A 21786-nucleotide genomic window follows, 5' to 3' on the forward strand; every position below is an offset into this window, starting at 1 on the left:
AGGAGGGACACCGATGGCCATCACCCGCTTCAAGCCGGAAGTCTGGAGCGCGCGACTGCTGGTCGCCAACCGGACCCGGCTCGTCTACGCCCAGCCCGGCGTCGTCAACCGCAACTACGAGGGCGAGATCGCCGAGGCCGGCGACACCGTCCGCATCACGTCGATCTCCGACCCGACGATCGGCACCTACAACCCGAACACCACGGTCATCACGCCCGAGGAGCTCACCGACGCGCAGCGCACGCTGCTCATCGACCAGTCGAAGTACTTCGCCTTCAAGGTCGACGACGTCGACAAGCGGCAGGCCAAGGGCTCCGTGATGCCCGAGGCGATGAACCGCGCGGCCTACGGGCTGGCCAAGATCGCTGACTCCGTCGTGGCGAACCTGTACACGCAGGTCGCCGTGGCCAACCAGCTCGGCACGGTGTCCGTCACCACGGCGGACCTGGCGTACACCCAGCTGCGGATGCTCAAGCTCAAGCTGGACGAGACGGACGTCCCGGAAGAGAACCGGTACGTCGTGGGGCCGCCGTGGTTCTTCTCGCTGCTGCTGGAGAACAACAAGTTCCTGGACGCCTCCGCGAGCGGCAGCACGGAGCCGCTGCGCAACGGCTTCATCGGCCGTGCGCTCGGCTTCAACCTGGCGCAGTCCAACCAGGCCCCGAACCCGACCGGAGACGACTTCGTCGTGCAGGCCGGCGTGTCCGAGGCCATCTCCTACGCGGAGCAGATCAACAAGACCGAGGCGTACCGGCCGGAGTCCTCGTTCTCGGACGCCATCAAGGGCCTGCACCTGTACGGCGCCAAGGTCATCCGCCCGACCTACCTCGCGACGCTCCTCGCGTCCAAGACCTGAGAGGACCTCGCCACCATGGCACGCACTCCCGTTGCGTACAGCAACCTCGTCCCCAACGGGGACATCGCCGATCCGGCCGGCACCGCCACGAACGCGGGCGTCGGCAACGGGCACGTCATCCCGACGGCCGGCCCGAACGCCAAGTCCGTCCCCGAGCTGACCGTGCTGCGGGTCACCGCCGGAGCCACCGGCGGGAACGTCACGGTCCTCGCCGGGACGAACCCGCCCGCGATCGCCGCCGGGCAGGGCAACCTCGTCGTCGCCGTCGCCAACAGCGCCACCCGGTGGATCGGCCCCTTCGAGTCGGGCCGCTTCCTGCAGGGCGACGGCACGATCCTCGTCGACATCGCCACGGCGTTCGTCGCGGGCACGATCACGGCCTTCCGAGTCCCGAGGAACACCTGACATGGCCGAGACCATTCACCTCAAGGGCGAGGGCGGAGCCGTCCACGCCTTCGATCTCCCGCTCCCGGAGCCGATCGAGCAGCGCCTCGAACGCGGGGCGCTGCGCCGCGTGAATGCGGACGGCTCCCCGTACTACACAGCGGAGGGCGAGGGCGTCAGGCCGACCGCTGCGAGCGAGCGCCCGGGCAAGACCGCGGCGAAGCCGGAATGGGTCGACTGGGCGGTTGCCGTGCACGGCCTGGAGCGAGCCGAGGCCGAGGGCATGACCAAGGCCGCCCTGGCGGAACTCCCCGACCAGCCCCGGGAAGTACCGCCGGCCGCCGACGGACGGCCGTCGGAGGACGCCGAGAAGTCGGCGTGGGTCGGCTACGTCGTGCGCCTCGGCAAGCTGTCCGCCGAGGACGCCGTGAACTACACCAAGGCCGACCTGATCGACCTGGCGAACTGACAGGGAGGTCACCGTGGCACTTGACCCCCTGGCGACGGTGGCCGACCTCGAGGCCCGCGGGCTCACGGTCGACCCCGCCGAGACGGACATCGTCGGCGTCTTCCTGGCAGAGGCCTCGGCCGCCGTCCGGGAGGCCGCCGGCGTGCCGATCAGCCAGACCACATCCACCGTCGGCCTGGAAGGCCCGGACAACTCGCAGTGGCTGACGCTGCCGGGGCCGCCCATCCAGTCCGTGGCCGCCGTCGAGGTCGACGGCCAGGCCGTCACCGACTGGCGGCTGCGCTCCCACCGGCTGTGGCGGTCCTCCGGCTGGTCGTCCCCCTCCGGGCCGACCGAGGTGACCGTCACCCAGACACACGGCCTGCCCACCGTCCCCGACGACCTTGTGGGCCTCGTCTGCCGGATCGCTGCCGCGGTCCTGATCGCCCACCGGGCGCAGCCCGACGGCGAGGGCCTGGCCGCTGCGGACATTCGCTCCGAGCGGATCGGGGACTACGCCGTGCAGTACGGCGACGGCGGCCGCATCACCGAGATCGAGCTGCCCGAGTACCTGCGCGAGCAGCTGGCCGCCCGCTTCGGCGGCGGCGTCTCCCTGCTGAGGGCCCGATGAGCCGCATCGGGCGCCTGCTCAACCGCAAGGTGCCCGTCTGGCGGGCCACGACCAGCGACGACGGGGGCGGCGGCCAGGAAACCGCCTGGGCGCAGGTCGGCACCCCGCGCGCGCGTATGTCGCAGCCGACCGCGCGCGAGCGCCAGGCCGCTGACCAGTCCGAGTCGCAGCTCGATGAGACCTGGTACTTCGCCCCGGACGCCGACGTGCGCCGCGGCGACGAACTGCGCCCGCCCGGGCGCGTCGTCGAGGTGTTCGCCGTGTTCGAGCCGTCCGAGCCCGGCACCTATCTGCGCGCGGACTGCACGGTCCGCCAGCCCACCACCGGAAGCTGAGGAACTCATGGCCATCCTGTCCGCACAGAAGGTCCCCGCCGGGGGGCTGCAGCCCGTCTATGCCGCCGCGGCCGGCGGAGGCGACCAAGCCCCCGTCGGGGAGAAACTGGCACTGCTCGTCCGCAACGGCGACGCGACCTCCAAGACCGTCACCGTCGCCACCCCGGGTACCGTCGGCGACCTCGCCGTGGCCGACGCCGTGCAGGTCATCCCGGCCGCCGGAGTCGCCGTCATCGCCCTGAAGTCGTCCCTGTTCCGCGACCCGCTGACCGGGCGGGCCGCCATCACCTACAGCGCTGTCACCTCGGTCACGGTCGCCGTCGTCCAGCTGCCCTGACCCATGGCCCGGGGCATCCGCATCGACGGCCTCGGCAACGCGCTGCGCGCCGTCGCGCGCGTGCCCGAGGCGATGAAGCAGGCCCGCGCCGACACCCTGCGCGAGTGGGCCGACGCCGTCCAGGGCACCGCCGAGGACCGGGTGCCGCGCGACAAGGGCAACCTGTGGCAGGCCCTGGACCAGCGCGTGAATGAGGGCTACGGGCGCGCGGATGTCGGCGTGTGGGACCCCGACCAGATGGAGTACGCCTACTACGTGGAGAAGGGCACCAGCTCCATGAACGATCAGCCCTACCTCCTGCCCGCGTTCAACGAACACCGCGCCCAGGTCACCCGCACCTACCGGGCCGCGTTCCGCCGGCACATGGGAGGCGCCTGATGCCACTGATCGACACCTGGCGGCGCCAGCTCGCCCGCGACGAGGCCAAGCTGGCCGACCTCACCAGGGCCATCGCCCGCCTGAAGGAAAAGATCGCGAAGGCGGAGAAGCGTGAGCAGCGGAGGGGCCCGTGACGTCCGGCCTGTGGCCTCTGCAGCAGGCGGTGTACGGCAAGCTCACCGGGCACGCCCCGCTGATGGCCCTCGTGAGGGGCGTCTACGACGAGGTCCCGGAGGCCGTCGCCCACCCCTACGTGTCGATCGGCTCCATCACGGAGAACGTCGACGACGCCCACAACCAGCGCGGTCTGTCCGCCTCCGTGGTGCTGCACATCTGGTCGAAGTACAGGGGCTTCAAGGAGGCCGCCGGGATCCTCGTGCAGCTGGACGCCGCCCTGGACCGCGTCCCGCTGGCGGTAGCCGGCTTCAAGGACATCTCGATCGCCCACGACCAGCACACCCAGGTCCGCGACCCGGACCCCGACATCAGGCACATCAACGTCAGCTATCGCGTGTGGCTGACCAAAGCGTAAGGAGGCAGACCCATGGCTGGTCTGGACGCTTTCGGCACCCAGCTGCTGCGCGGCGACGGTGCCACCCCGACCGAGACGTTCTCGCCGCTCGCCAACGTCACGGAGATCACCCCGCCGGGCATCGAGCGCGAGACCTACGACGTCACCGCGCACGACAGCGAGGACGGATGGCGCGAGTTCATCGGCGGCCTGAAGGACGGCGGGGAAGTCGAGATCGAGATCAACTACGACCCCCGCGAACACGACTCGCTGGTCTCCGACTTCAACGACGCGGTGCCCCGCAGCTACAAGTGCGTGTGGCCCGGCACGCTCGGAGAGTGGGGCTTCAAGGCGATCCTGACCGGCTTCGAGCCCGAGGCCCCGCACGATGACAAGCTGGCCGCGAGCGCCAAGTTCAAGGTGTCCGGCAAACCGGTCATCACCACCGGCGTCTGATGCCGGGCGAGACGGTCTACGACGCCGACACGTGGCCGGTCGTCGCCTGCAGCGGCCGCCTGCCGGAGCTGCGGGACTGGCTGCGCGCCAACGGCGTCGATCCCAGTGACGTGCCCGTGCACGAGGACATCACCGTCGAGCCGCTCACGCTCGACGGCACGGGCCGCGTAATCCGCTTCACCGCCTACCTGCGCAACGCAGCCGGGCGCTTGTACCTCGACGAGGCCACGGGCGATGCCGCCCGCGAGGAACGCATCGTTCCTCTCGTCGTCGATCCTCCGCCGCAACGGCGGGAAAAGGAGAACGACCGATGACGCAGTACCTGTCCGCAGACCAGATCCTGAGCGCCGACGACCTCGCTTTCGAGGACGTCGAGGTCCCCGAGTGGGGCGGCACCGTGCGCGTGCGGGAGATGCCCGGCACCGAGCGCGACAAGTTCGAGTCGCAGTTCGTCGGCAAGGACGGCGCCTCGGTACGGATGGAGGGCCTGGAGGGATTTCGGGCCCGGCTCGCCGCGGCGACGATCGTCGACGAGAACGGCAAGCAGCAGTTCCGCTCGGCGGCCGAGGCGAAGCGGCTGGGCGAGAAGTCCGCGGCGGCGCTGCAGCGGGTGTGCGACGTCGCGATGCGGCTGTCGAAGATGGACGAGGCCGACGTCAAGGAGCTCGCGGGAAACTGAAAAGGCGGCCAGCGCGGGCCTTCTACTTCCGCCTGGCCGCCCACCTCGGCGCCCGCTCCGTGCGCCACCTCCTCGCCGACATCGGCTCCGCGGAGCTCGCCGAATGGCGGGCCTACGAGCTGACGTTCGGGCCCCTCGGGGGCGCGCGCGGGGACGTGAACGCCGCCACCATCGCCGCAGCGATCGTCGCCGTGAACACCGGCAAGGGCAAACGGCCCCCCACCATCGCGGACTTCATGCCGCGCTGGGACGGCACCCGCATCAAAAAGACCCCCGAAGAGCTGTTCAAGCAGGCCATGGCCGCCAACGCCGCCCTGGGCGGACGCGTGCAGGTGAACACCGACAACTGAACACGACACGCGAGGGGGTGATGGCCCGTGACCACCCTCGCCTCGATGTCCGTGCGCCTGGGGATCGACACCGACCAGATGAACGCCGGCGCCGCCAAGGCCAAGAAGATCCTGACCGGCCTCGGCAAGGGCGTGCTGGGTCTCGGCGTGGGCGTGCCGGTGGCCGCCGCGGTGGCGGCCGGCGTGGGCGGCATGGCAGCCGCGTTCGCCTCCGCGGGCATCGCGGCGAAGGCGTTCCAGATGGCGGTCGGCCCGCAGATGCAGGCCGTCGCCGAGGTGGCCACCCTCGCCGAGGAGGCGGAGAAGGCCGCAGCCTCCGGCGCGGAGGACGCCGCCGAGAAGCAGAAGGCGTACACCGACGCCCTCAAGGATCTTCCTCCGGCAACCCGCGCGATGGCCAAGGAGTTCATCGGCCTGAAAAAGGACTACTCCCAGTGGTCCGACTCACTGTCGTCCTCGACCATGCCGGTCTTCACCAAGGGCCTGCAGGTGGTGCGCCGCCTCCTGCCGCTGCTCACCCCGTTCGTGAAGGCGGCCTCGAAGGCCTTCGGCGAGTTCATCGACGAGATCGACCGCTCGACCCGCGGCAAGGGCCTGGAGGCATTCGCACAGTCCATGGCGAAAGTCGCAGGTCAGAACCTCAAGGCGCTGCTGACCGGGCTGAAGAACATCGCGGTCGGGATCGGCGGTGTGATCAAAGCCTTCCTGCCCATGTCGGACGAGATGAGTGGGGGGTTCGAGTCCGCCACCGCGTCGTTCGCGCGCTGGGGACAGGGCCTGTCCAAGAGCGAGGGGTTCGCCGAGTTCGTCGCGCTGGCCAAGCAGGGCGCCAAGACGCTCGGCACACTGGCCGTCGCCGTGGGGAACCTGCTGGTGGCCCTCGGCCCGCTGATCGGCATCACGACGCAGCTGGCGCTGGTCCTGGCACAGGTCATCAACGCGATGCCGCCCAGCGTGCTGAACGTCCTGGCGGTGGCGATCGCCTCGGTCGTCATCGGCATGAAGTTGTACCGCGCCGGCGCCGTGGCGGTCCGGACCGCGAACGTCATCATGGCGTCCTCGGCATGGACCGCAATCGCCGGATGGACCCGGATGATGGCCGTCGGCATCATGGCCTACGTCCGCATCGCGGCAGCCGCCGTGGTGAGCGCCGCGCGCACCGCCGCGGTGTGGGCAGCCTCGGCGGCCCGGATGGCTGCGACGTGGCTCGTGCAGATCATCCGCGTTGCCCTCGTCACCGTCGCCCAGTTCGTGATGATGGCCGCCCGCGCGGTCATCTGGGCGGCCACGATGGCCGCGCAGTGGCTGATCGCCATGGGCCCGGTCGGCTGGATCATCCTCGCCGTCATCGCCCTGGTCGCCCTGATCATCGCCTACTGGGACCAGATCAAGGCCTTCACCATCGCCGTCTGGAACGCGGTCTGGAGCTGGATCCAGGGCGTCGCACAGAAGATCTGGGACCTGTTCCTCAACTGGACGATCCTCGGCCTGATCATCAAGCACTGGTCCGACATCAAGAACGCCACGGTCAGCGCCTGGAACGCCGTGGTCGCGTGGGTGCGGAAGATCCCCGGCTGGATCTACCAGGCGTTCCTGAACTGGACGGCGCTCGGCCTGCTGATCAAGCACTGGTCGGCCATGAAGTCGGCCACCGTGAACAAGGCGACCGAGCTGATCAACTGGGTGAAGGGCATCCCGGGCCGGGTCCGCTCCGCCCTGGGCAACCTCGGCTCCGTCCTCACCGGCGCCGGCCGGGCCCTGATCCAGGGCTTCATCAACGGCATCAAGAACATGCTCGGCTCCGTGAAGAACGCCGCCTCCAGCGTGGTCTCGGCGGCGAGGGACTACTTCCCCTTCAGCCCCGCCAAGGAGGGCCCGTTCTCCGGCCGGGGCTACACCCTCTACTCCGGCATGGCGCTCGCCGACGCGTTCGGACAGGGCATCACCAACGGCGCCCCGGGCGTGCAGTCCGCCCTGGACGGCCTGGTCGACGTGCCCGGCATGAGCGGCGCCTACCGGGCCGGAGCCGCGGGCGCCGGCCCGCCCGCGGCCGCCCGGATCCTCGTCGAGGTCGCCGGGCCCGAGGCCGTCAAGCAGATCATCCGCGCCATCGTCGTCCGCGACGCCGGCGGCGACGTGCAGAAGGCCTTCGGCCAGTAAGGAGAGGACCGCTGTGGCGTTCCCGAGCACCCCGCTGGACATCCGTACCGAGCTGCAGCTGAACGGGGTGTGGAGCGACGTCAGCGCGGAGGTGTACGTGCGCGACCCCAAGGAGATCGACCACGGGCGCCGCGACCGGGGCGCCCGCACCGACCCCGGGCACCTGACGCTGACGTTCAACAACCGCGACGGGAAGTACAGCCCGGGCAACCCCATGTCCCCACTGTGGGGGCAGATCGGGCAGAACACTCCCATCCGCCTGTCCGTGCCCGGCTGGGCTCACCACCTCGAACTGCCCGGCGCCGCGGACAGTTTCGCCTCCACCCCCGACGCCGCGGCGCTCGACATCACCGGCGACCTGGATCTGCGGTGGGAGGGCGAGGCCAACTGGTACGGGCCCGGCGCGAGGGTTCTCATCGGGAAGTGGGGGCTGGCGGGCGACCGGTCGTACCAGCTGCGCCTCCAGGACGGCGCGCTCTACCTGCACGTCGCACGTGACGGCAGCAGCGGTCCGATCGTGTGGAAGTCGCTGCCTGCGCTGCCGCGGCGCGCCGCTCTCCGTGCGGTCCTCGACGCCGACAACGGCAGCGGCGGCTACACGGTGCGGCACTACTGGGCGCCGTCCCTGGCCGGGCCGTGGACCCAGCTCGCCGGCGACTACACGGCCGCCAACCCCGTCACGATCTACGCGTCCACCGCGCCGCTCACGATCACCCCCAGCGACCTGACCACGACCCCGCCGCGCCGCCCGCTGGAGGGCCGCGTCTACGCCGCAGAGGTCCGCAACGGCATCGCGGGCACCGTCGTGGCCAGCCCCAACTTCGAGGCGCAGCCCCTCGGAACGGCCGCCTTCGCCGACTCCGCGGGCCGCACCTGGTCCTACAGCGGCGGCGCGCACATCAGCGACCGCGCGTTCCGCTTCATCGGCGAGGTCTCGGAGTGGCCCAAGGAGTGGCAGAGCGACGGCTCCGACGTGTGGTCGTCGGTGGAGGCGTCCGGCGTGCTGCGCCGCTACGAGCAGGGCACCAAGGCCCTGCACTCCACCCTGCGCCGCCGCATCCCGAGCGGCGCGCCGATCGCGTACTGGCCGATGGAGGAGGACAACCAGGCGTCGCGCGCCTACTCGCCCATCACGGGCGTGCAGCCGGCGGCCGTCACCGGCGTGGAATGGGCAGCCGTCGACACGCTGCCCTCGTCCCGCGCGTTGCCCCGTCTCACCGCCGCGGCCACCCTGTCCGCGATCGTCCCGCCGGCTGCGGCCGGGGCCTGGCAGGTCGAGATGGTGTACAACGCGGACGACAAGCGGCCGCCGGCTGCGGGCCCGTGGGCCGAGGTGCTGTCCGTCTCCACCACGGGCACGGTCCGCCGCTGGGTCATCACCATGCGGGACGGCTCGGCCCGCATCTACGGTTTTGACGCGGCCGGCACCGATGTCGTGTTCACGTCCGTCAACCTCGCCGATGACGTCTTCCACGGCTGGTACCGGCTGCGGTTCTACGTGCAGGATCTCGGCGGCGGCACGCTGGAATGGGTCTTCGGGTTCGCCAACGTCAACGGCTCCACCTTGCAGTTGGCGAAGACCATCACGGGCACGCCCGGGTACGTCCAGGCCGTCACCGCGACCTGGGGCGCGCTGACGGAGGGCTGGTCGATCGGTCACCTGTCGGTGATGCCGACCGCCGCGTCCACGATCTACGACGGCAGCGACTCCGCGTACTCCGGGGAGACGGCGTGGGAGCGGATGCGGCGCCTCGCCGCGGAGGAGAACCTCCCGATGGCCCGCATCTCGGGACCGCTCACACCGCAGCGGGTCGGCCCGCAGCTTCCTGAGAAGCTGGTCGACCTGCTGCAGGCCGCGGCGGCCGCGGACGGCGGGATGCTGCTGGAGGACCGCGACCGGCTCGGCCTGATCTACCGCGACCGATCCAGCCTCTACACCCAGGAACCCGCCCTCGTCCTGGACGCCGGCCTGCCGGGCCTGGCCGCCGACGACCTGCGGCCCGCCGCCCGTTCCGACTCCGTGCGCAACGACGTCACCGTCAAGCGCATCGGCGGATCCGAGGCCCGTGCCGTCCTCGAGGAGGGACGCCTGTCGGTGCAGGACCCGCCCCTGGGCATCGGCCTGTACGACGAGTCGCTGGATCTGTCGCTGGACGACGACGTCCAGGCGGAGCCGATCGCGTACTGGCGCCTGCACCTGCGCACGCACGAGGGCGCCGTCTACCCGGCGGTGTCGGTGATGCTCCACAAGCCGGGCGCCCAGGCCCTCATCCCCGCCGTCCTGGCCCTGCGCGAGGGCGACCTCATCCGCGTCACCGGCCTGCCGGGGTTCGTCGAGTTCGGCGACCTGGACCTCATCGTCGAAGGGGTCAAGGAACGGCTGGACCTGCACGAGTGGCGGGTGACGTTCAACTGCTCGCCGGGCGCGCCGTGGAACACCGCCCGGGTCGAGCACCCTGTCTACGGCAAGGCCGGCGGCTCGGCCTCACAGCTCGCCACGGGCGCTACGGCGACAGCGACCGTGCTGGACGTGCAGACCACGGCCGGCCTGCCGTGGACCACCGACCCGGGCGAGATGCCAATTCTCCTGGAGGTCGGCGGCGAGGAGGTCACCGCCAGCGCCATCGCCTACGTCGCCGACACGTTCACCCGCAGCGTGGCCAACGGATGGGGCACCTCCTCCGGCGGGCAGGTGTGGACGGCACCCGGCGGGTCAGCCTCGGAGCGGGCGGTGGACGGCGCCCGCGGCACCGTCACCCTGCCCTCGGCCGTCTCCACGGTCCGCTTCCAGCACCTGGTGCCGGGCGTCGGGGACTGCGAGGTGCGGTGCCGCATGTCGTCCTCACAGGTCGCCACCGGCGCCTCCCTCGTTCCCAGCGTCCTGCTGCGCTACACGAGCACGAGCAACTACTACCGGGCCCGCCTGCACTTCGCCACCGGCGGCGCCCTGTTCGTGTCCTCCACCCGCGACACCACGCAGATCGAGGCCTCCGCCCTGTCCGTGCCCTACACGTACACGGCCGGAGCCGAGATCGAGGTGAGGGCCCGGATCGACGGCCACCGCATCCGCATGCGGGTGTGGCCCGTGGCCACACCCGAGCCCGCGGTGTGGCACCTCGACTCGACGGTCGTCACGAACCCGATCGAGACCGGGGCTGTGGGCCTGACCGCGTCCGCGTTCGCCGGCAGCACGAACGTCAACCCGATCTTGCGCTTCGACAACTTCGAGGTGGTGGGCCTGCAGCAGATGACCGTCCTGCGCAGCGTCAACGGCGTCGTAAAGCCGCACGCCGCCGGGGCCGGCATCCGGCTGGCCCGCCCCGCCATCGCACCCCTGTAAGGAGGGCCTGTCTGTGACGACGCCGTTCGAAAGATGGCAGCCCGGTATGGACATCACCGCCGCGCGGCTGGAGGCGATGAACGCAGGCCGCGCCTCGTACATGGTCACGAATTTCGGCGCGGACTCCTCGGGGACGGCCAGCGCCTCCCCGGGGATCCAGCTCGCCCTGAACGCCGCCCGGGACTTGGGCGGCGCGCAGGTCGTCGTGCCCCCCGGGGTGTACCTGATCGGCGCCACGCTGCGGATCTACGGCAACACGCGCCTCACGCTCATGGCTGGGGCCGAGTTCCGGCGAAACGTCGCCGGGACGATGCTCCTCAACGGCGACCCGGGGCAGAGTTTCGGCGGGTACACCGGGCACTCGCGGATCGTCATCGAGGGCGGCCTGTGGAACATGAGGGGGACCACGGTCGGTCTGACGGGCAGCGCGATGTGCATCTCCATCGGGCACGCCACGGACGTCGTCATCAGGGATCTGGAGATCCGGGACACGCCCGGCTTCCACGGGATCGAGCTCAACTCGACGACGCACGGCAGCATCTCCGGCTGCCAGTTCCGCGGCTACGTCGACCCCGGTGGCAGGGATTTCAGCGAGGCCGTGCAGGTCGACCTCGCCAAGAGCGTCGGGGTCTTCGGAGGCTTCGGACCCTACGACCACACGCCGTGCGAGGACGTCAGCATCTCTGGCTGCCACTTCGGCGCGTCCGGCACGGCGGGGACCACCGCGTGGCCGCGCGGAGTCGGCTCCCACTCGGCGACGATCACGCGCTGGCACCGCCGGATCCGTGTCACCGACTGCAGTTTCGAGGGGATCCTCCAGTACGCGGTGTCCGCGTACAACTGGGAGGACGTGGTGATCGCGAACAACACGTTCGTGTCCTGCGGCTCCGGGGTGAGGATCCGGACCGTGATCCTGTCCGACCCGGAGGACACGAAGGACACCACCGGCGCGTCCACGGGCGCCTCGCAGAACATGCGGAACATCACCGTCACCGGCAACAGCTTCCGGGGCGGCGGCAGCTACGACGAGCCGATCATCGCGCTCGGCGAGACGTCGGGAACGGTCCTCAACCTGTCGGTCACCGGCAACACCATCGACGGGAGCAGCGGCGGCCAGAACGGCATCCGCATGCAGAACGTCTCCCGGGCGACGGTCGGCGACAACGTGGTCGCCAACGTCAACGGGACCGGCATCAGTACGGAGGACTGCAACAACCTCGTCGTGAGCAGCAACGTGGTGTGGACGCCCGCCGCCCACGGGATCACCCTCATCAACACCTCACACTCCACGGTGATCGGCAATCAGACGCGCGACACCGGCAACAACGGCCTGCTCCTCCAGGGCGGCAACGACCTGCACATGCGCAACAACTACGTGCGCTCGCCCGGCCGGGCCGCCAACGCCACGTACTACGGGATCAGGGCGTCGACCAGCGCGACCTCGCTGTCCTTCTCCGGGAACAAAGTCAGGGGCAACGGGTCGGGCAACGAAGCCAGGCACGGCCTGTCGATCTCCGGCACGTGCTCGCTGATCCAGCGGTACGGCAACGACTGGCGCGGCCCCTGGACCGGCGCCGCGGCCCCGGACGGCGCCGCCGGCATCGGCGTCAACATCGAGACGGGCGTGACCGGCGACTCCACCACGGCCACCGACCTCTCCACCTGACCCGGAGGAATCATGAGCTTCACCCTGCGCGCCGAAGGCCTGCTCGCGGACGTCGTCGAGCAGGTCACGGCGGCCGACAACCAGGGGGACGAGACGCAGTTCGAGGCGGTGCGCGCGTTCGTCCTGGCCGAGCTGGAGGCGTGGCCGACGGAGCCGCCGGCGCTGAACGGGGTGCTTGTCGAGCTTGCCGGGCATCACGACTCGTCGAACCGGAACGTCACGGTCGTGATGCGGCCGATGTACTTCGGTCCTCCCGAGGACTGACCGCCCCTCTTCCCTTCCGCCTCGCGCCGCCCGGCCGGGGCTTTCCTCATGTCTGGAACCGCCCGTGACCCGTTACCGCAAGCTCCCCGTCGAGATCGAAGCCATCCAGTTCACCGGCAGCAACGTCCAGGAGATTTGGGACGCCTTCGGTGCCGAAGGGATCTACGGCCCTACCGAGAAGAACCCGGACCACCTGATCCTCACCACCGTGCACGGCGACGAGGCTCCCGCGCGGGCGGACGACTGGGTGATCCCCGACGGGAAGCCCGGCACGTTCTACCCCTGCAAGCCAGACATCTTCGCCAAGACGTATGAGGAGATCTGATGGCCTCGGCACCCACCGCGCACACGTTCGCCGCGCTGCTGCGCGCCGAGGGCTGCACCGTCGTCGAGGTCGGCGAGTGGGAGCAGCACAACCGCAACCACAAGGGCCCGTTCGGCCCGGTCCACGGCGTGATGATCCACCACACCGTCACCTCCGGCTCGGCGAAGACCGTCGCCATCTGCCGCGACGGCTACAGCGGCCTGCCGGGCCCGCTGTGCCACGGCGTCATCACCAAGGACGGCCGCGTCCACCTGATCGGGTACGGGCGCGCGAACCACGCGGGCCTCGGCGACGACGACGTCCTCCAGGCCGTCATCGCGGAGAAGGCGCTGCCCGCCGCCAACGAGGCGAACACCGACGGGAACCGGCACTTCTACGGCTTCGAGTGCGAGAACCTCGGCGACGGCCGCGACCCGTGGCCCGCCGAGCAGCTACTCGCGATCGAGCGCGTGGCGGCCGCGATCTGCCGGCACCACGGTTGGTCCGAGGAGTCGGTGATCGGGCACCTGGAGTGGCAGCCCGGGAAGAGCGACCCGCGCGGCTTCACCATGGCCGGCATGCGGGCCCGGGTGAAGGCCCGCCTCGCCCCGGCCGTGACGTACACGGTCCGCGAGGGGGACACGCTCTGGTCGATCGCCGCGGCCAAGCTCGGCGCGGGCTCCCGCTTCGCCGAGATCAAGACCCTCAACGGACTCAAGGGCGACACGCTCAGCGTCGGCCAGGTCCTCAAGCTCCCCAAGAAGTGAGGTACACCATGGCATCTGCATCCGCTCCCATCGAGACGAAGGTCAAGGCCGGCAGCGCGGTCGCCTACCTGGCCAGCCTCGCCGGGCTCGCCGTCCTCGGCGGCGTCACCAACGACCCGTCGCTCATCGGCGGTATGCCGGACGCGCTGGAGCCGTTCGTCCTCGCCCTGGTCCCGGCCGCCGCAACCTGGATCGCCGGGTGGGCGGCGCCGCATACGCCGCGCACGGACGTCTGATGCGGGCCGCGTCGGCTCGGGCCTGGCGCCACCTGGGCTGGCGCGGCCTCGCGCTCGCAGGCATCGGCAGCTGCTGGATCGTCTACGGGCTCGGCTTGATCCTCACCACCCGCGGCTCCATCACCTCAGGCACCGCGCCCCTGATCCGCATCATGTGCATTCAGGCGTGGGGCGGGGTGTGGATTGCGGCCGGCGTCCTCGGCATCATCGCCGGGACGCTCCGGCCGGGCCGCGACATGTGGGGGTTCGCCGCGGTCTGTCTGCCGCCGGCGTACTGGGCGCTGTCGTTCACGGCGACCGCGGCCACTGGCGCCTACGAGGTGGCGTGGGCGGCAGTGCCCATCTATGCGGCGATCGTCCTGCTCATCGCGATCGTCGCCGTGCTCTCGAGGGGGCGGACGCATGGGTGAAAGCACGGTCCAGGGCGTGATCATTGCCGTGCTCGGCCTGATCGGGTCGGTACTGGTGGCGAAGATCTCGACGCCGCGCGAGCGGACCGCGCTCGAGCGGATGACGGACGAGCCGGAGGAGGGGGAACTGCGGGTGTCGCCGGAGATCTGGCGGCGCTTCTCGGTTCTCGAGGAGAAGGTCGACCATCTCACGGCGATCGTGGAACAGCAGAAGGAGAAGGTCACCCATCTTGAGCGGTTGCTGCGGATGGCGATGCGCATCATCCGCCGGGCGAACCGGCGCCTGGCCGTCCACCAGGAAGCTCCCGAGGAGATCCCCCGGGAGCTGGTCCCGTACAGCTTCGACTGATCGCGGCCCCGTTCTCCCCTTCGTGGGGAGGGCGGGGCCGCTTTTGTGCGTCCAGGGTCAGTCGGTGCTCTTGCTGGGCAGGGCGATCACGAACACGCCCTTCCCCTGCACGCCCTGGACGAGGCCTTCGTCGACGAGGACCTCGATCGCGCTCTTGATGGTTCGCCTCGACACGGTGCCGCCGGTCTCTTCCTCGAGCTCGGACTGGGACGGCAGGCGCCGGCCTACCGGGATTTCGCCGCGCCGGATGCGGTCGCGCAGCACGTTGGCGAGCTGCACGTACATCGGCGTCATGGCGTCCCGGTCGAGGCTGATCATGCTTCGACCGTAAGAGGACCACTCGTGTGGGCATAGATCTGCCTAGGCCGTCCGAGGACGTACCAAGACGTACCAAGTTGGCGTATCGTCCGGAGGCACGAGAAACCCCCGCGGCCCTGCCAGGCCCGGGGGACGGCCGACGCTTGGAGGAGCGGTCGACATGCATGAGCGTACCGAGCCCGGAGGCAGCCCGACCAGCCCCATCGCGTACGGGTACTGCGCGTGGCACAAGGGGCATTGCAGAGGCGTCCGCCTGATCCTCGTTCTTGAGGCGCCGGCCGGGCCGGGCACGGCTGGCAACCTGTTCGCCTGCCACGACTGCCAGATGAAGCACGGTCTGATCCCGCTCGCGGACCGGCTGTAATGCACCCCGGCTTCGTCGACGCGGCCGGCATGCTGCCCGTACCGAAGATCCACACCCGCCGCGAGGACCAGCGCGAGGGACGGGCCTGCGTGTGGTGCGGCCACCGGCAGGCCACGCTGGCGCCGCTCGGCCCCCGCCTCAGCGCCGACCACGGCCTCCTGACCAGGTGGACACCGCAGGCGTGCAGCGTATGCATACACCTCCATGCGAATCGCGTACTCCAGATACACGTCGGCATCTGTCAGGAATGCACGCGGATGACCTACTGCCCGGACGCCCGGGCGCTGCACGCGCTGGCGTCTACCGCTCACGGAATGAGGGAGGCCAGGTGAGGATCTGCGGGCGCTGCGACAAGCCGATCCGTCCGACCCAGGCGCACACGGCGTACGACATCCCTTCACCGACGGGCCCCGGCACCACTGTGTTCCTGCACGTGGCCCCGTGCCCGAAGGCCCCGTTCCAGACGACGCAGCAGCGCCGCCCGCCGCGCCACTGAGACTCCCGCCCGCCCCGTCCCCGTGGTTCTGGGGTGGACGGGATGAAGGCCCCGGCCGGGAACTGTGCCCCGACCGGGGCCGCTCACCGCACGAGGTCAGCGAGTGGAACGTCGAGGACGCGGGCGATCTTCATCAGCGTGGAGAGCTTCACGTCTTCCCCGGTCTCGACACGCCAGATGGTCACGCGGTCGATACGTCCGGCGAGGATGACCTGTTCCTGGGTGAGCTTCTGCCGCTCTCGCTCAGCACGGATACGGGCGCCGATGGTTCGGCGGTGGTCGGTGATCCAGGTGTCATCGTCGGGCAGCTCTTGCACTCGCCCCACGCTCAGGCGACGATGATCACAAGTCTGCTGAATGCGTTCAGCATTTGGCGATCATGGGCGGATAGACCTGCCGACGCGTTGGGGCTCAGGGGCCCGCTCTCCACCCCAGAGCCCCGGAGAGGGCGCCGAGGCAGGAGCAGGGCGGCCACCTACCAGGTGGCCGCCCTTGCTCGTTCCCGGACTTTCGGGCCAGCAGCGGGCCAGCAGGGCGACACGAGACGGTACGAAAACGACTGAGTCCCCAGCTCCAAGTACCTGTGAGCTGGGGACTCTTACGTAGACCCTGTGGGACTCGAACCCACAACCAATGGATTAAAAGTCCACTGCTCTGCCAATTGAGCTAAGGGTCCGTGCGTCGGCCGACGCCGGTGCACGCACCGACCGGCGCCGGTGCAGGAACGAGCATAGCCGGACGCGGCCGGGACTCCGATCGGGTATCGGTGTCACGGCCGTGTCGGAGGAGCCGCACGAGGTGCGGAACCACGTGCGCGGTGTCACGGATCGAGTGGCTCCGGGACGCCGGCGCGGGCCGCCAGGCGGGCGCGGGTGCGCTCGTGGTCCGGGTTGAGGAACCAGTGGCGGGCCGAGGCGAACCACCACGCCGCGGCGAAGCCGAGGACCACCAGGACGGCGACGGGGGCGTAGTTGAAGGTGTCCCAGGTGACCGGTGAGACCTGGGGGAGCATGAAGAGGACCGTGATCACGCCGACCCAGACGACCGCCACGATGCCGATCGGACGGGACCAGCGGCCCAGGTGCCACGGGCCCCGCTGGAAGTCCTCGCCCTTGCGCAGCCGCAGCAGCGTCGGGATGACGTACGCGATGTAGAGGCCGATCACCGCGATCGACGTCACCGCCGCGTACGCGGTCACGTTGATCAGGTACGGCAGGCCGAGGACCAGCGCGGCCAGCGCCGCGAGCCACACCGCCGCGACGGGTGTGCGGGTGCGCGGACTCACCGAGTGCCACAGGTGCGAGTACGGCAGCGCTCCGTCGCGCGAGAAGGCGTAGATCATGCGGGAGTTGGCGGTCACCGACGCCATGCCGCAGAAGAGCTGTGCGCCGATGACGACGAGGAGCAGGAGCTTGCCCGCCGTCGCGCCGAGCGCGTCCAGCAGGATCTGGGCCGGCGGCACACCCGTCGGCGAGTCGAGGGCGCCTTCGTACGACTGGATGGCGAAGGTGAAGCCGAGCAGGAGCACGAAGCCCGCTATCCACGACGTCCAGATGGACTGGACGATGCCCTTGGGGCCGGCCGTGGCCGCGTCGTGCGTCTCCTCCGTCATGTGCGCCGAGGCGTCGTACCCGGTGAAGGTGTACTGCGCCATCAGCAGGCCGAGCAGCACGACGTAGAAGCTGCTGCCCCAGCCCGTGTTGTTCACGAACTCGGTGAAGACGAACGACGCCGACCGGTGGTGGTCCGGCGCGAAGGTCAGCGCGCCCACGATGACCGCGACACCCACGACGTGCCACCACACGCTGACGCTGTTGAGGAGGCCGACGATGCGTACGCCGAAGGTGTTCAGCAGGCCGTGCAGGACGAGGATGCCCGCGAAGAGCAGGATCGTGCGGCCGGGGGTGACCTCGAAGTCGAACTGCAGGTTCAGGTACGCGCCCAGGAACGAGGCCGCGCCGAAGTCGATGCCCGCCGTCACCGCGACCTGGCCGAGGACGTTGAACCACCCCGTGAACCACGCCCAGGCCGCCGCCGTCCGGGGCGGGGCGAGGCGGTGGGCCCAGAAGTACAGGCCCGCGGAGGTGGGATACGCCGAACAGATCTCGGCCATCGCGAGCCCGACGAACAGGGTCATGAGCCCGACCGCGACCCAGCCCCAGGTGATCACGGCGGGCCCGCCGGTGTTCATGCCGAACAGGTACAGCGTCAGGCAGCCCGACAGGACCGAGATGATCGTGAAGGAGACCGCGTAGTTGGAGAACGCCGACATGCGGCGGGCGAGAACCTGGGTGTAGCCGAGCTGGGCCAGCCGCTCTTCGTCCGACAGCCCACTCACTCTGGCGTCATCTGTCATGCCCCCAGCAATTCCCTCGCCGGGGGTATGACATGCGCCACAGTGTGGTTGATCTGGCCGAAACACGGCCCGGGAAGCACGGCCCGGGAAACGCGGTTCGGAAACGCGGTTCGGGAAGGCGGTTCGGGAAGCACGGCTCGAACCATGGCGCTCCGGTGGTGGGCGCCTCGTGTCACTTCCGCCAGAACAGGTGGTGCGTGACACCACTGGCGCTGGGCACGACCTCGAGGTGGAATCGGTCCGTCAACTCGTCGGGGGACTCCCAGAGCCGGAGCCCGGAACCGAGTTCCACCGGTGAGACGGCCACGTGCAGGGTGTCGACGAGGCCGGCGTCGAGGAACTGCCGGATGGTGGTGACCCCGCCGCCGAGTCGGACGTCCTGGCCCCGCGCCGCCTCCCGCGCCTGTCCGAGGACCGTGGCGGGGTCGGCGTCGACGAAGTGGAACGTGGTGTCCGAGAGCGTGACCGGAGGACGTTCGTGGTGGGTCATGACGAACACCGGCGTGTGGAAGGGGGGCTCGTCACCCCACCAGCCGCACCAGTCGTGGTCGTGCCAGGGCCCGCGCTGGGGACCGAACTTGTTGCGGCCCATGATCTCGGCGCCGATGTTGCGTGCGAAGTCCCGTGTGAAGTAGTCGTCGAGGCCGCGGCTGCCTCCGGGGTCGGTGCGCATGGGCCAGCTCGCCGTGGCGCCGGCCCAGGCGAACAGCCTCCCGGGGTCCACGTCGCCGAACGGGCTTTCGAGGCTCTGGTGCTCACCGGCACCGATGCCGTCGCTCGAGACGCTGAAGTTCATGACTCTCAACAGCTGGTCCACGTGTCTCCTCGTCGGGTCCGGTCGCGTGCTTGTGCGGCGAAGTGCCTCACACCAGGGCGTCGAACGGGACGTGGCCGGATCGACAGCGACCCGCGATTTTCTTCAAGGGAATGTGCCGGCGCGAAAGGTCCGGCGGAACGCAGCGCGAAGGGCCCGGACGACCGAGGTCGTCCGGGCCCTTCGCGCACTACGTCGTCAGCGGCCGTCAGCCGTTGCGCTTCCAGCGGGGCTTGTCGTCGCGGCGGAAGGACGAGCCGGAGCCCGAACCGGTGCCGGTGCCGGAGCCGGTGCCGGAGCCCGAGCCGGTGCCGCGGTGGTCGTCACGACGGCCGTACGGACGGTCGTGGCCGCCGGAGCGGAAGCCACCACCGGTGGGACGGTCGCCCTGGCGGTCACGGTTGAACGGACGGTCGCTGCCCCGGTGGCCGGCCGGACGGTCGTCACGGCGGAAGCCGCTCGCCGGACGGTCGCCCTCGCGGCGGTCACGGTTGAAGCCGCCCGAGGGGCGGTCGTCGCGGCGGTCGCGGTTGAAGCCGCCACCGGAGCCGCCCGAGGGACGGTCGTCGCGGCGGTCGTCGCGGCGGAAGCCACCGGACGGACGGTCGTCACGACGCTCGAAGGAACGGCCGGCGCCACGCTCGTCGTCCCGGCGGAAGCCGCCCGAGGGACGCTCGTCACGGCGGTCACGGTTGAAGCCACCGGACGAACGGTCGTCACGGCGGTCACGGTTGAAACCGCCCGACGGACGGTCGTTGTCGCGGCGGTCGCGGTTGAAGCCGCCACCGGAGCCGCCCGAGGGACGGTCGTCGCGGCGGAAGCCGCCACGGTCGCCACCGCGGTCGTCACGGCGGAAACCACCGGACGGGCGGTCGTCGCGACGGTTGTCACGACGCTCGTAGTTGCCACGGTCGTCACGACGCTGGCGCGGCTCGTCGCGCACCGGCTCGGCGCTGCCGGCGGCCTGCGCCGCCGGCTCCTGCGCCACGGCCGCCGCGGCGGCCTCGACGACGGCGGCGGCCTCGGCCAGCGCGGTCTCCGGGTCCTCGCCACGCTCACGCGCGGACCGCGCGATCAGCCGGTCGGCCTCCTCGCGCAGCTCGGCGGCACGCCGCTGCGCGCGCTCCAGCTCCTTGGTGAGCTGCGACACCTCGCGCTCGGCCTGCTGCGCCGCGTTGCCCGCGGACTCGGCCTGGACCTCGGTCATCGACCGGGCACCCGTGATCTCCGCGACCTCCGGGTCGAAGGCGGCGCCGCCCTGGATGATGTGGCGCGTGGCGTCGACGCCCGCGTCCTCCATCTGGCGGAAGAGCTGCCGGCGCTGGTGCGGCAGGGAGAGCGACACGACCGTGCCGCTGCGCCCCGCACGGGCCGTACGGCCGGAGCGGTGCAGGTAGTCCTTGTGGTCACCGGCCGGGTCCACGTTCAGGACCAGGTCGATGCCGTCGACGTGGATGCCGCGGGCGGCGACGTCGGTCGCGACGAGCGCGTTGACGTAGCCCTTCTTGAAGTCCTCGAGGACGCGGGTGCGGGCGCCCTGCGTCATGCCGCCGTGCAGCGCGTCGGCCTTCACGCCCGAGTCGCAGAGCTGCTCGGCGATGCGGTCGGCGCCCAGCTGGGTGCGGACGAAGATGATCGTGCGGCCCTTGCGGGAGGCGATCGCGGCGGTGACCGGCGCCTTGTCCTTGGGCTTCACGATGAGGATGTGGTGCGACATGGTCGTGACGTTGCCCTGGGCGCTGTCGACCTCGTGCGTCACCGGGTTGGTCAGGTAGCGCTTGACCAGCGTGGAGATCTCGTTCTCCATGGTGGCCGAGAACAGCATGCGCTGGCCGCCGCCGGGGATCTGGTCGAGCAGCTCGGTGACCTCGGGCAGGAAGCCCAGGTCGGACATCTGGTCGGCCTCGTCGAGCACGGCGACCTGGACGTTCTCCAGCGAGCAGGCGCCGCGGTTGATGATGTCGCGCAGGCGGCCCGGGGTGGCGACGAGGACGTCGACGCCGCGCTCCAGGGCGTAGATCTGGTTGCTCATCGACGTACCGCCGCAGACGACCTTCATCTTCAGGCCGAGGACGTCGCCGTACGGCTGGAGGGCGTCCGCGACCTGCATCGCGAGCTCACGCGTCGGCGTGAGGATGATGCCGCGGGGCTTCTTCTTCTCGGTGTGACCGCCGGAGAGCTGCGTCAGCAGCGGCAGACCGAAGGAGAGGGTCTTGCCGGAGCCGGTGCGGCCTCGGCCGAGGATGTCCTTGCCGGCCAGGGCGTCCGGGATGGTCGCGACCTGGATCGGGAAGGGGCTGGTCACGCCGTTCTGCGCGAGCTTGCGGACGACGCCCTCGGGGAGACCGAGGTCGGTGAAGGTGACCTCGGGCGCCGCAGCGGCCTCGACGGTCGCGGGGGCCGCGTCGGCGGCGGGGGCCACCGGGGCCGCGGTCTCGTCGGGCGCCTCGTTCTCGGGCACGACGATGTGATCAGTACTGGAAATGGACATGCGAATGCGAAACCTTCCGGAGTCTCGTCGGCACGCGCCCGTCAACTCCGTGATTTCGCAAACGACCGCCTCAATGCGGTCAGCCA

Annotated in this window: 28 protein-coding genes, 1 tRNA gene and 1 pseudogene; 24 read left to right on the top strand and 6 right to left on the bottom strand. The window is 70.4% G+C overall.

What is annotated here, in order from left to right; genetic code table 11:
• The first annotated feature begins 13 nt into the window (after positions 1 to 13).
• From QFZ75_RS18390 to QFZ75_RS18500, 23 genes and pseudogenes are all read left to right on the top strand, one after another.
• Positions 14 to 856 carry a P22 phage major capsid protein family protein gene (locus tag QFZ75_RS18390; RefSeq protein WP_307538296.1) on the top strand — a complete coding sequence of 281 codons (843 nt, stop codon included), beginning with the start codon at positions 14 to 16 and terminating at the stop codon, positions 854 to 856.
• Between the two features lie 15 nt (positions 857 to 871).
• Complete coding sequence (locus tag QFZ75_RS18395; protein ID WP_307538297.1) at positions 872 to 1261, top strand: hypothetical protein; 390 nt, start codon at positions 872 to 874, stop codon at positions 1259 to 1261.
• 1 nt (position 1262) lies between these two features.
• Positions 1263 to 1709 carry a hypothetical protein gene (locus tag QFZ75_RS18400; protein WP_307538299.1) on the top strand — a complete coding sequence of 149 codons (447 nt, stop codon included), beginning with the start codon at positions 1263 to 1265 and terminating at the stop codon, positions 1707 to 1709.
• A gap of 13 nt (positions 1710 to 1722) precedes the next feature.
• Positions 1723 to 2319, top strand: a complete 597-nt coding sequence (locus QFZ75_RS18405) for a hypothetical protein (protein WP_307538301.1) — start codon at positions 1723 to 1725, stop codon at positions 2317 to 2319.
• On the top strand, positions 2316 to 2654 hold the full coding sequence (locus QFZ75_RS18410; protein WP_307538302.1) for a head-tail adaptor protein: 339 nt from the start codon (positions 2316 to 2318) through the stop codon (positions 2652 to 2654). Before QFZ75_RS18405 ends, QFZ75_RS18410 begins: the two co-directional genes overlap by 4 nt.
• A gap of 7 nt (positions 2655 to 2661) precedes the next feature.
• The gene (locus QFZ75_RS18415) at positions 2662 to 2991 is read left to right on the top strand and encodes a hypothetical protein (RefSeq protein ID WP_307538304.1); all 330 of its coding nucleotides are present in this window, start codon (positions 2662 to 2664) and stop codon (positions 2989 to 2991) included.
• Between the two features lie 3 nt (positions 2992 to 2994).
• The gene (locus QFZ75_RS18420; RefSeq protein ID WP_307538306.1) at positions 2995 to 3369 is read left to right on the top strand and encodes an HK97-gp10 family putative phage morphogenesis protein; all 375 of its coding nucleotides are present in this window, start codon (positions 2995 to 2997) and stop codon (positions 3367 to 3369) included.
• Positions 3369 to 3503, top strand: coding sequence for a hypothetical protein (locus tag QFZ75_RS18425; RefSeq protein ID WP_307538307.1), 135 nt, complete (start codon positions 3369 to 3371; stop codon positions 3501 to 3503). Before QFZ75_RS18420 ends, QFZ75_RS18425 begins: the two co-directional genes overlap by 1 nt.
• Positions 3500 to 3901, top strand: coding sequence for a DUF3168 domain-containing protein (locus QFZ75_RS18430; protein WP_307538309.1), 402 nt, complete (start codon positions 3500 to 3502; stop codon positions 3899 to 3901). The genes QFZ75_RS18425 and QFZ75_RS18430 overlap by 4 nt, the downstream gene beginning before the upstream one ends.
• A gap of 12 nt (positions 3902 to 3913) precedes the next feature.
• Positions 3914 to 4336, top strand: a complete 423-nt coding sequence (locus QFZ75_RS18435; RefSeq protein WP_307538310.1) for a phage tail tube protein — start codon at positions 3914 to 3916, stop codon at positions 4334 to 4336.
• Positions 4336 to 4650: a hypothetical protein gene (locus QFZ75_RS18440; RefSeq protein WP_307538312.1), complete on the top strand. Its 315-nt coding sequence runs from the start codon at positions 4336 to 4338 to the stop codon at positions 4648 to 4650. Before QFZ75_RS18435 ends, QFZ75_RS18440 begins: the two co-directional genes overlap by 1 nt.
• On the top strand, positions 4647 to 5015 hold the full coding sequence (locus QFZ75_RS18445; protein WP_307538313.1) for a hypothetical protein: 369 nt from the start codon (positions 4647 to 4649) through the stop codon (positions 5013 to 5015). The genes QFZ75_RS18440 and QFZ75_RS18445 overlap by 4 nt, the downstream gene beginning before the upstream one ends.
• A gap of 59 nt (positions 5016 to 5074) precedes the next feature.
• A complete protein-coding gene (locus QFZ75_RS18450) occupies positions 5075 to 5365 on the top strand; it encodes a DUF4035 domain-containing protein (RefSeq protein ID WP_307538314.1) in 291 nt (96 codons plus the stop codon).
• Between the two features lie 27 nt (positions 5366 to 5392).
• Positions 5393 to 7525 (top strand): hypothetical protein, encoded by a 2133-nt coding sequence (locus QFZ75_RS18455; protein WP_307538315.1) that lies wholly within the window; start codon positions 5393 to 5395, stop codon positions 7523 to 7525.
• A gap of 13 nt (positions 7526 to 7538) precedes the next feature.
• A complete protein-coding gene (locus tag QFZ75_RS18460) occupies positions 7539 to 10865 on the top strand; it encodes a hypothetical protein (RefSeq protein ID WP_307538316.1) in 3327 nt (1108 codons plus the stop codon).
• A 13-nt stretch (positions 10866 to 10878) separates the two neighbouring features.
• Positions 10879 to 12531, top strand: a complete 1653-nt coding sequence (locus QFZ75_RS18465; RefSeq protein WP_307538317.1) for a right-handed parallel beta-helix repeat-containing protein — start codon at positions 10879 to 10881, stop codon at positions 12529 to 12531.
• 12 nt (positions 12532 to 12543) lie between these two features.
• Positions 12544 to 12795 carry a hypothetical protein gene (locus tag QFZ75_RS18470; RefSeq protein WP_307538318.1) on the top strand — a complete coding sequence of 84 codons (252 nt, stop codon included), beginning with the start codon at positions 12544 to 12546 and terminating at the stop codon, positions 12793 to 12795.
• Positions 12796 to 12859: 64 nt separating this feature from the next.
• Positions 12860 to 13120, top strand: coding sequence for a hypothetical protein (locus tag QFZ75_RS18475; protein ID WP_307538320.1), 261 nt, complete (start codon positions 12860 to 12862; stop codon positions 13118 to 13120).
• Positions 13120 to 13704, top strand: a pseudogene (locus tag QFZ75_RS18480) (N-acetylmuramoyl-L-alanine amidase); the annotation flags it as partial. The gene QFZ75_RS18475 and the pseudogene QFZ75_RS18480, both read left to right, overlap by 1 nt.
• Complete coding sequence (locus QFZ75_RS18485; RefSeq protein WP_307544586.1) at positions 13678 to 13866, top strand: LysM peptidoglycan-binding domain-containing protein; 189 nt, start codon at positions 13678 to 13680, stop codon at positions 13864 to 13866. The pseudogene QFZ75_RS18480 and the gene QFZ75_RS18485, both read left to right, overlap by 27 nt.
• An 8-nt stretch (positions 13867 to 13874) precedes the next feature.
• The gene (locus QFZ75_RS18490) at positions 13875 to 14102 is read left to right on the top strand and encodes a holin (RefSeq protein ID WP_307538322.1); all 228 of its coding nucleotides are present in this window, start codon (positions 13875 to 13877) and stop codon (positions 14100 to 14102) included.
• Complete coding sequence (locus tag QFZ75_RS18495) at positions 14102 to 14512, top strand: hypothetical protein (protein WP_307538324.1); 411 nt, start codon at positions 14102 to 14104, stop codon at positions 14510 to 14512. The genes QFZ75_RS18490 and QFZ75_RS18495 overlap by 1 nt, the downstream gene beginning before the upstream one ends.
• The gene (locus QFZ75_RS18500) at positions 14505 to 14861 is read left to right on the top strand and encodes a hypothetical protein (protein ID WP_307538326.1); all 357 of its coding nucleotides are present in this window, start codon (positions 14505 to 14507) and stop codon (positions 14859 to 14861) included. The genes QFZ75_RS18495 and QFZ75_RS18500 overlap by 8 nt, the downstream gene beginning before the upstream one ends.
• A gap of 57 nt (positions 14862 to 14918) precedes the next feature.
• Here QFZ75_RS18500 and QFZ75_RS18505 read toward each other — a convergent pair whose 3' ends face one another.
• The gene (locus tag QFZ75_RS18505) at positions 14919 to 15179 is read right to left on the bottom strand and encodes a GntR family transcriptional regulator (protein WP_307538328.1); all 261 of its coding nucleotides are present in this window, start codon (positions 15177 to 15179) and stop codon (positions 14919 to 14921) included.
• 160 nt (positions 15180 to 15339) lie between these two features.
• Here QFZ75_RS18505 and QFZ75_RS18510 point away from each other — a divergent pair, with 160 nt between their 5' ends.
• The gene (locus QFZ75_RS18510; RefSeq protein WP_307538329.1) at positions 15340 to 15543 is read left to right on the top strand and encodes a hypothetical protein; all 204 of its coding nucleotides are present in this window, start codon (positions 15340 to 15342) and stop codon (positions 15541 to 15543) included.
• Between the two features lie 579 nt (positions 15544 to 16122).
• Here the strand turns inward: QFZ75_RS18510 and QFZ75_RS18515 are convergent.
• From QFZ75_RS18515 to QFZ75_RS18535, 5 genes are all read right to left on the bottom strand, one after another.
• Complete coding sequence (locus QFZ75_RS18515) at positions 16123 to 16365, bottom strand: helix-turn-helix domain-containing protein (RefSeq protein WP_307538330.1); 243 nt, start codon at positions 16363 to 16365, stop codon at positions 16123 to 16125.
• A gap of 277 nt (positions 16366 to 16642) precedes the next feature.
• Positions 16643 to 16715 (bottom strand) — tRNA-Lys (locus QFZ75_RS18520).
• A 144-nt stretch (positions 16716 to 16859) separates the two neighbouring features.
• Positions 16860 to 18395 (bottom strand): amino acid permease, encoded by a 1536-nt coding sequence (locus QFZ75_RS18525; protein ID WP_307538332.1) that lies wholly within the window; start codon positions 18393 to 18395, stop codon positions 16860 to 16862.
• 172 nt (positions 18396 to 18567) lie between these two features.
• Positions 18568 to 19212: a dihydrofolate reductase family protein gene (locus QFZ75_RS18530; RefSeq protein WP_307538335.1), complete on the bottom strand. Its 645-nt coding sequence runs from the start codon at positions 19210 to 19212 to the stop codon at positions 18568 to 18570.
• Between the two features lie 205 nt (positions 19213 to 19417).
• The gene (locus tag QFZ75_RS18535) at positions 19418 to 21700 is read right to left on the bottom strand and encodes a DEAD/DEAH box helicase (protein ID WP_307538337.1); all 2283 of its coding nucleotides are present in this window, start codon (positions 21698 to 21700) and stop codon (positions 19418 to 19420) included.
• Positions 21701 to 21786 lie beyond the last annotated feature (86 nt).

It is taken from the genome of Streptomyces sp. V3I8 (assembly GCF_030817535.1).
Lineage (GTDB): Bacteria > Actinomycetota > Actinomycetes > Streptomycetales > Streptomycetaceae > Streptomyces.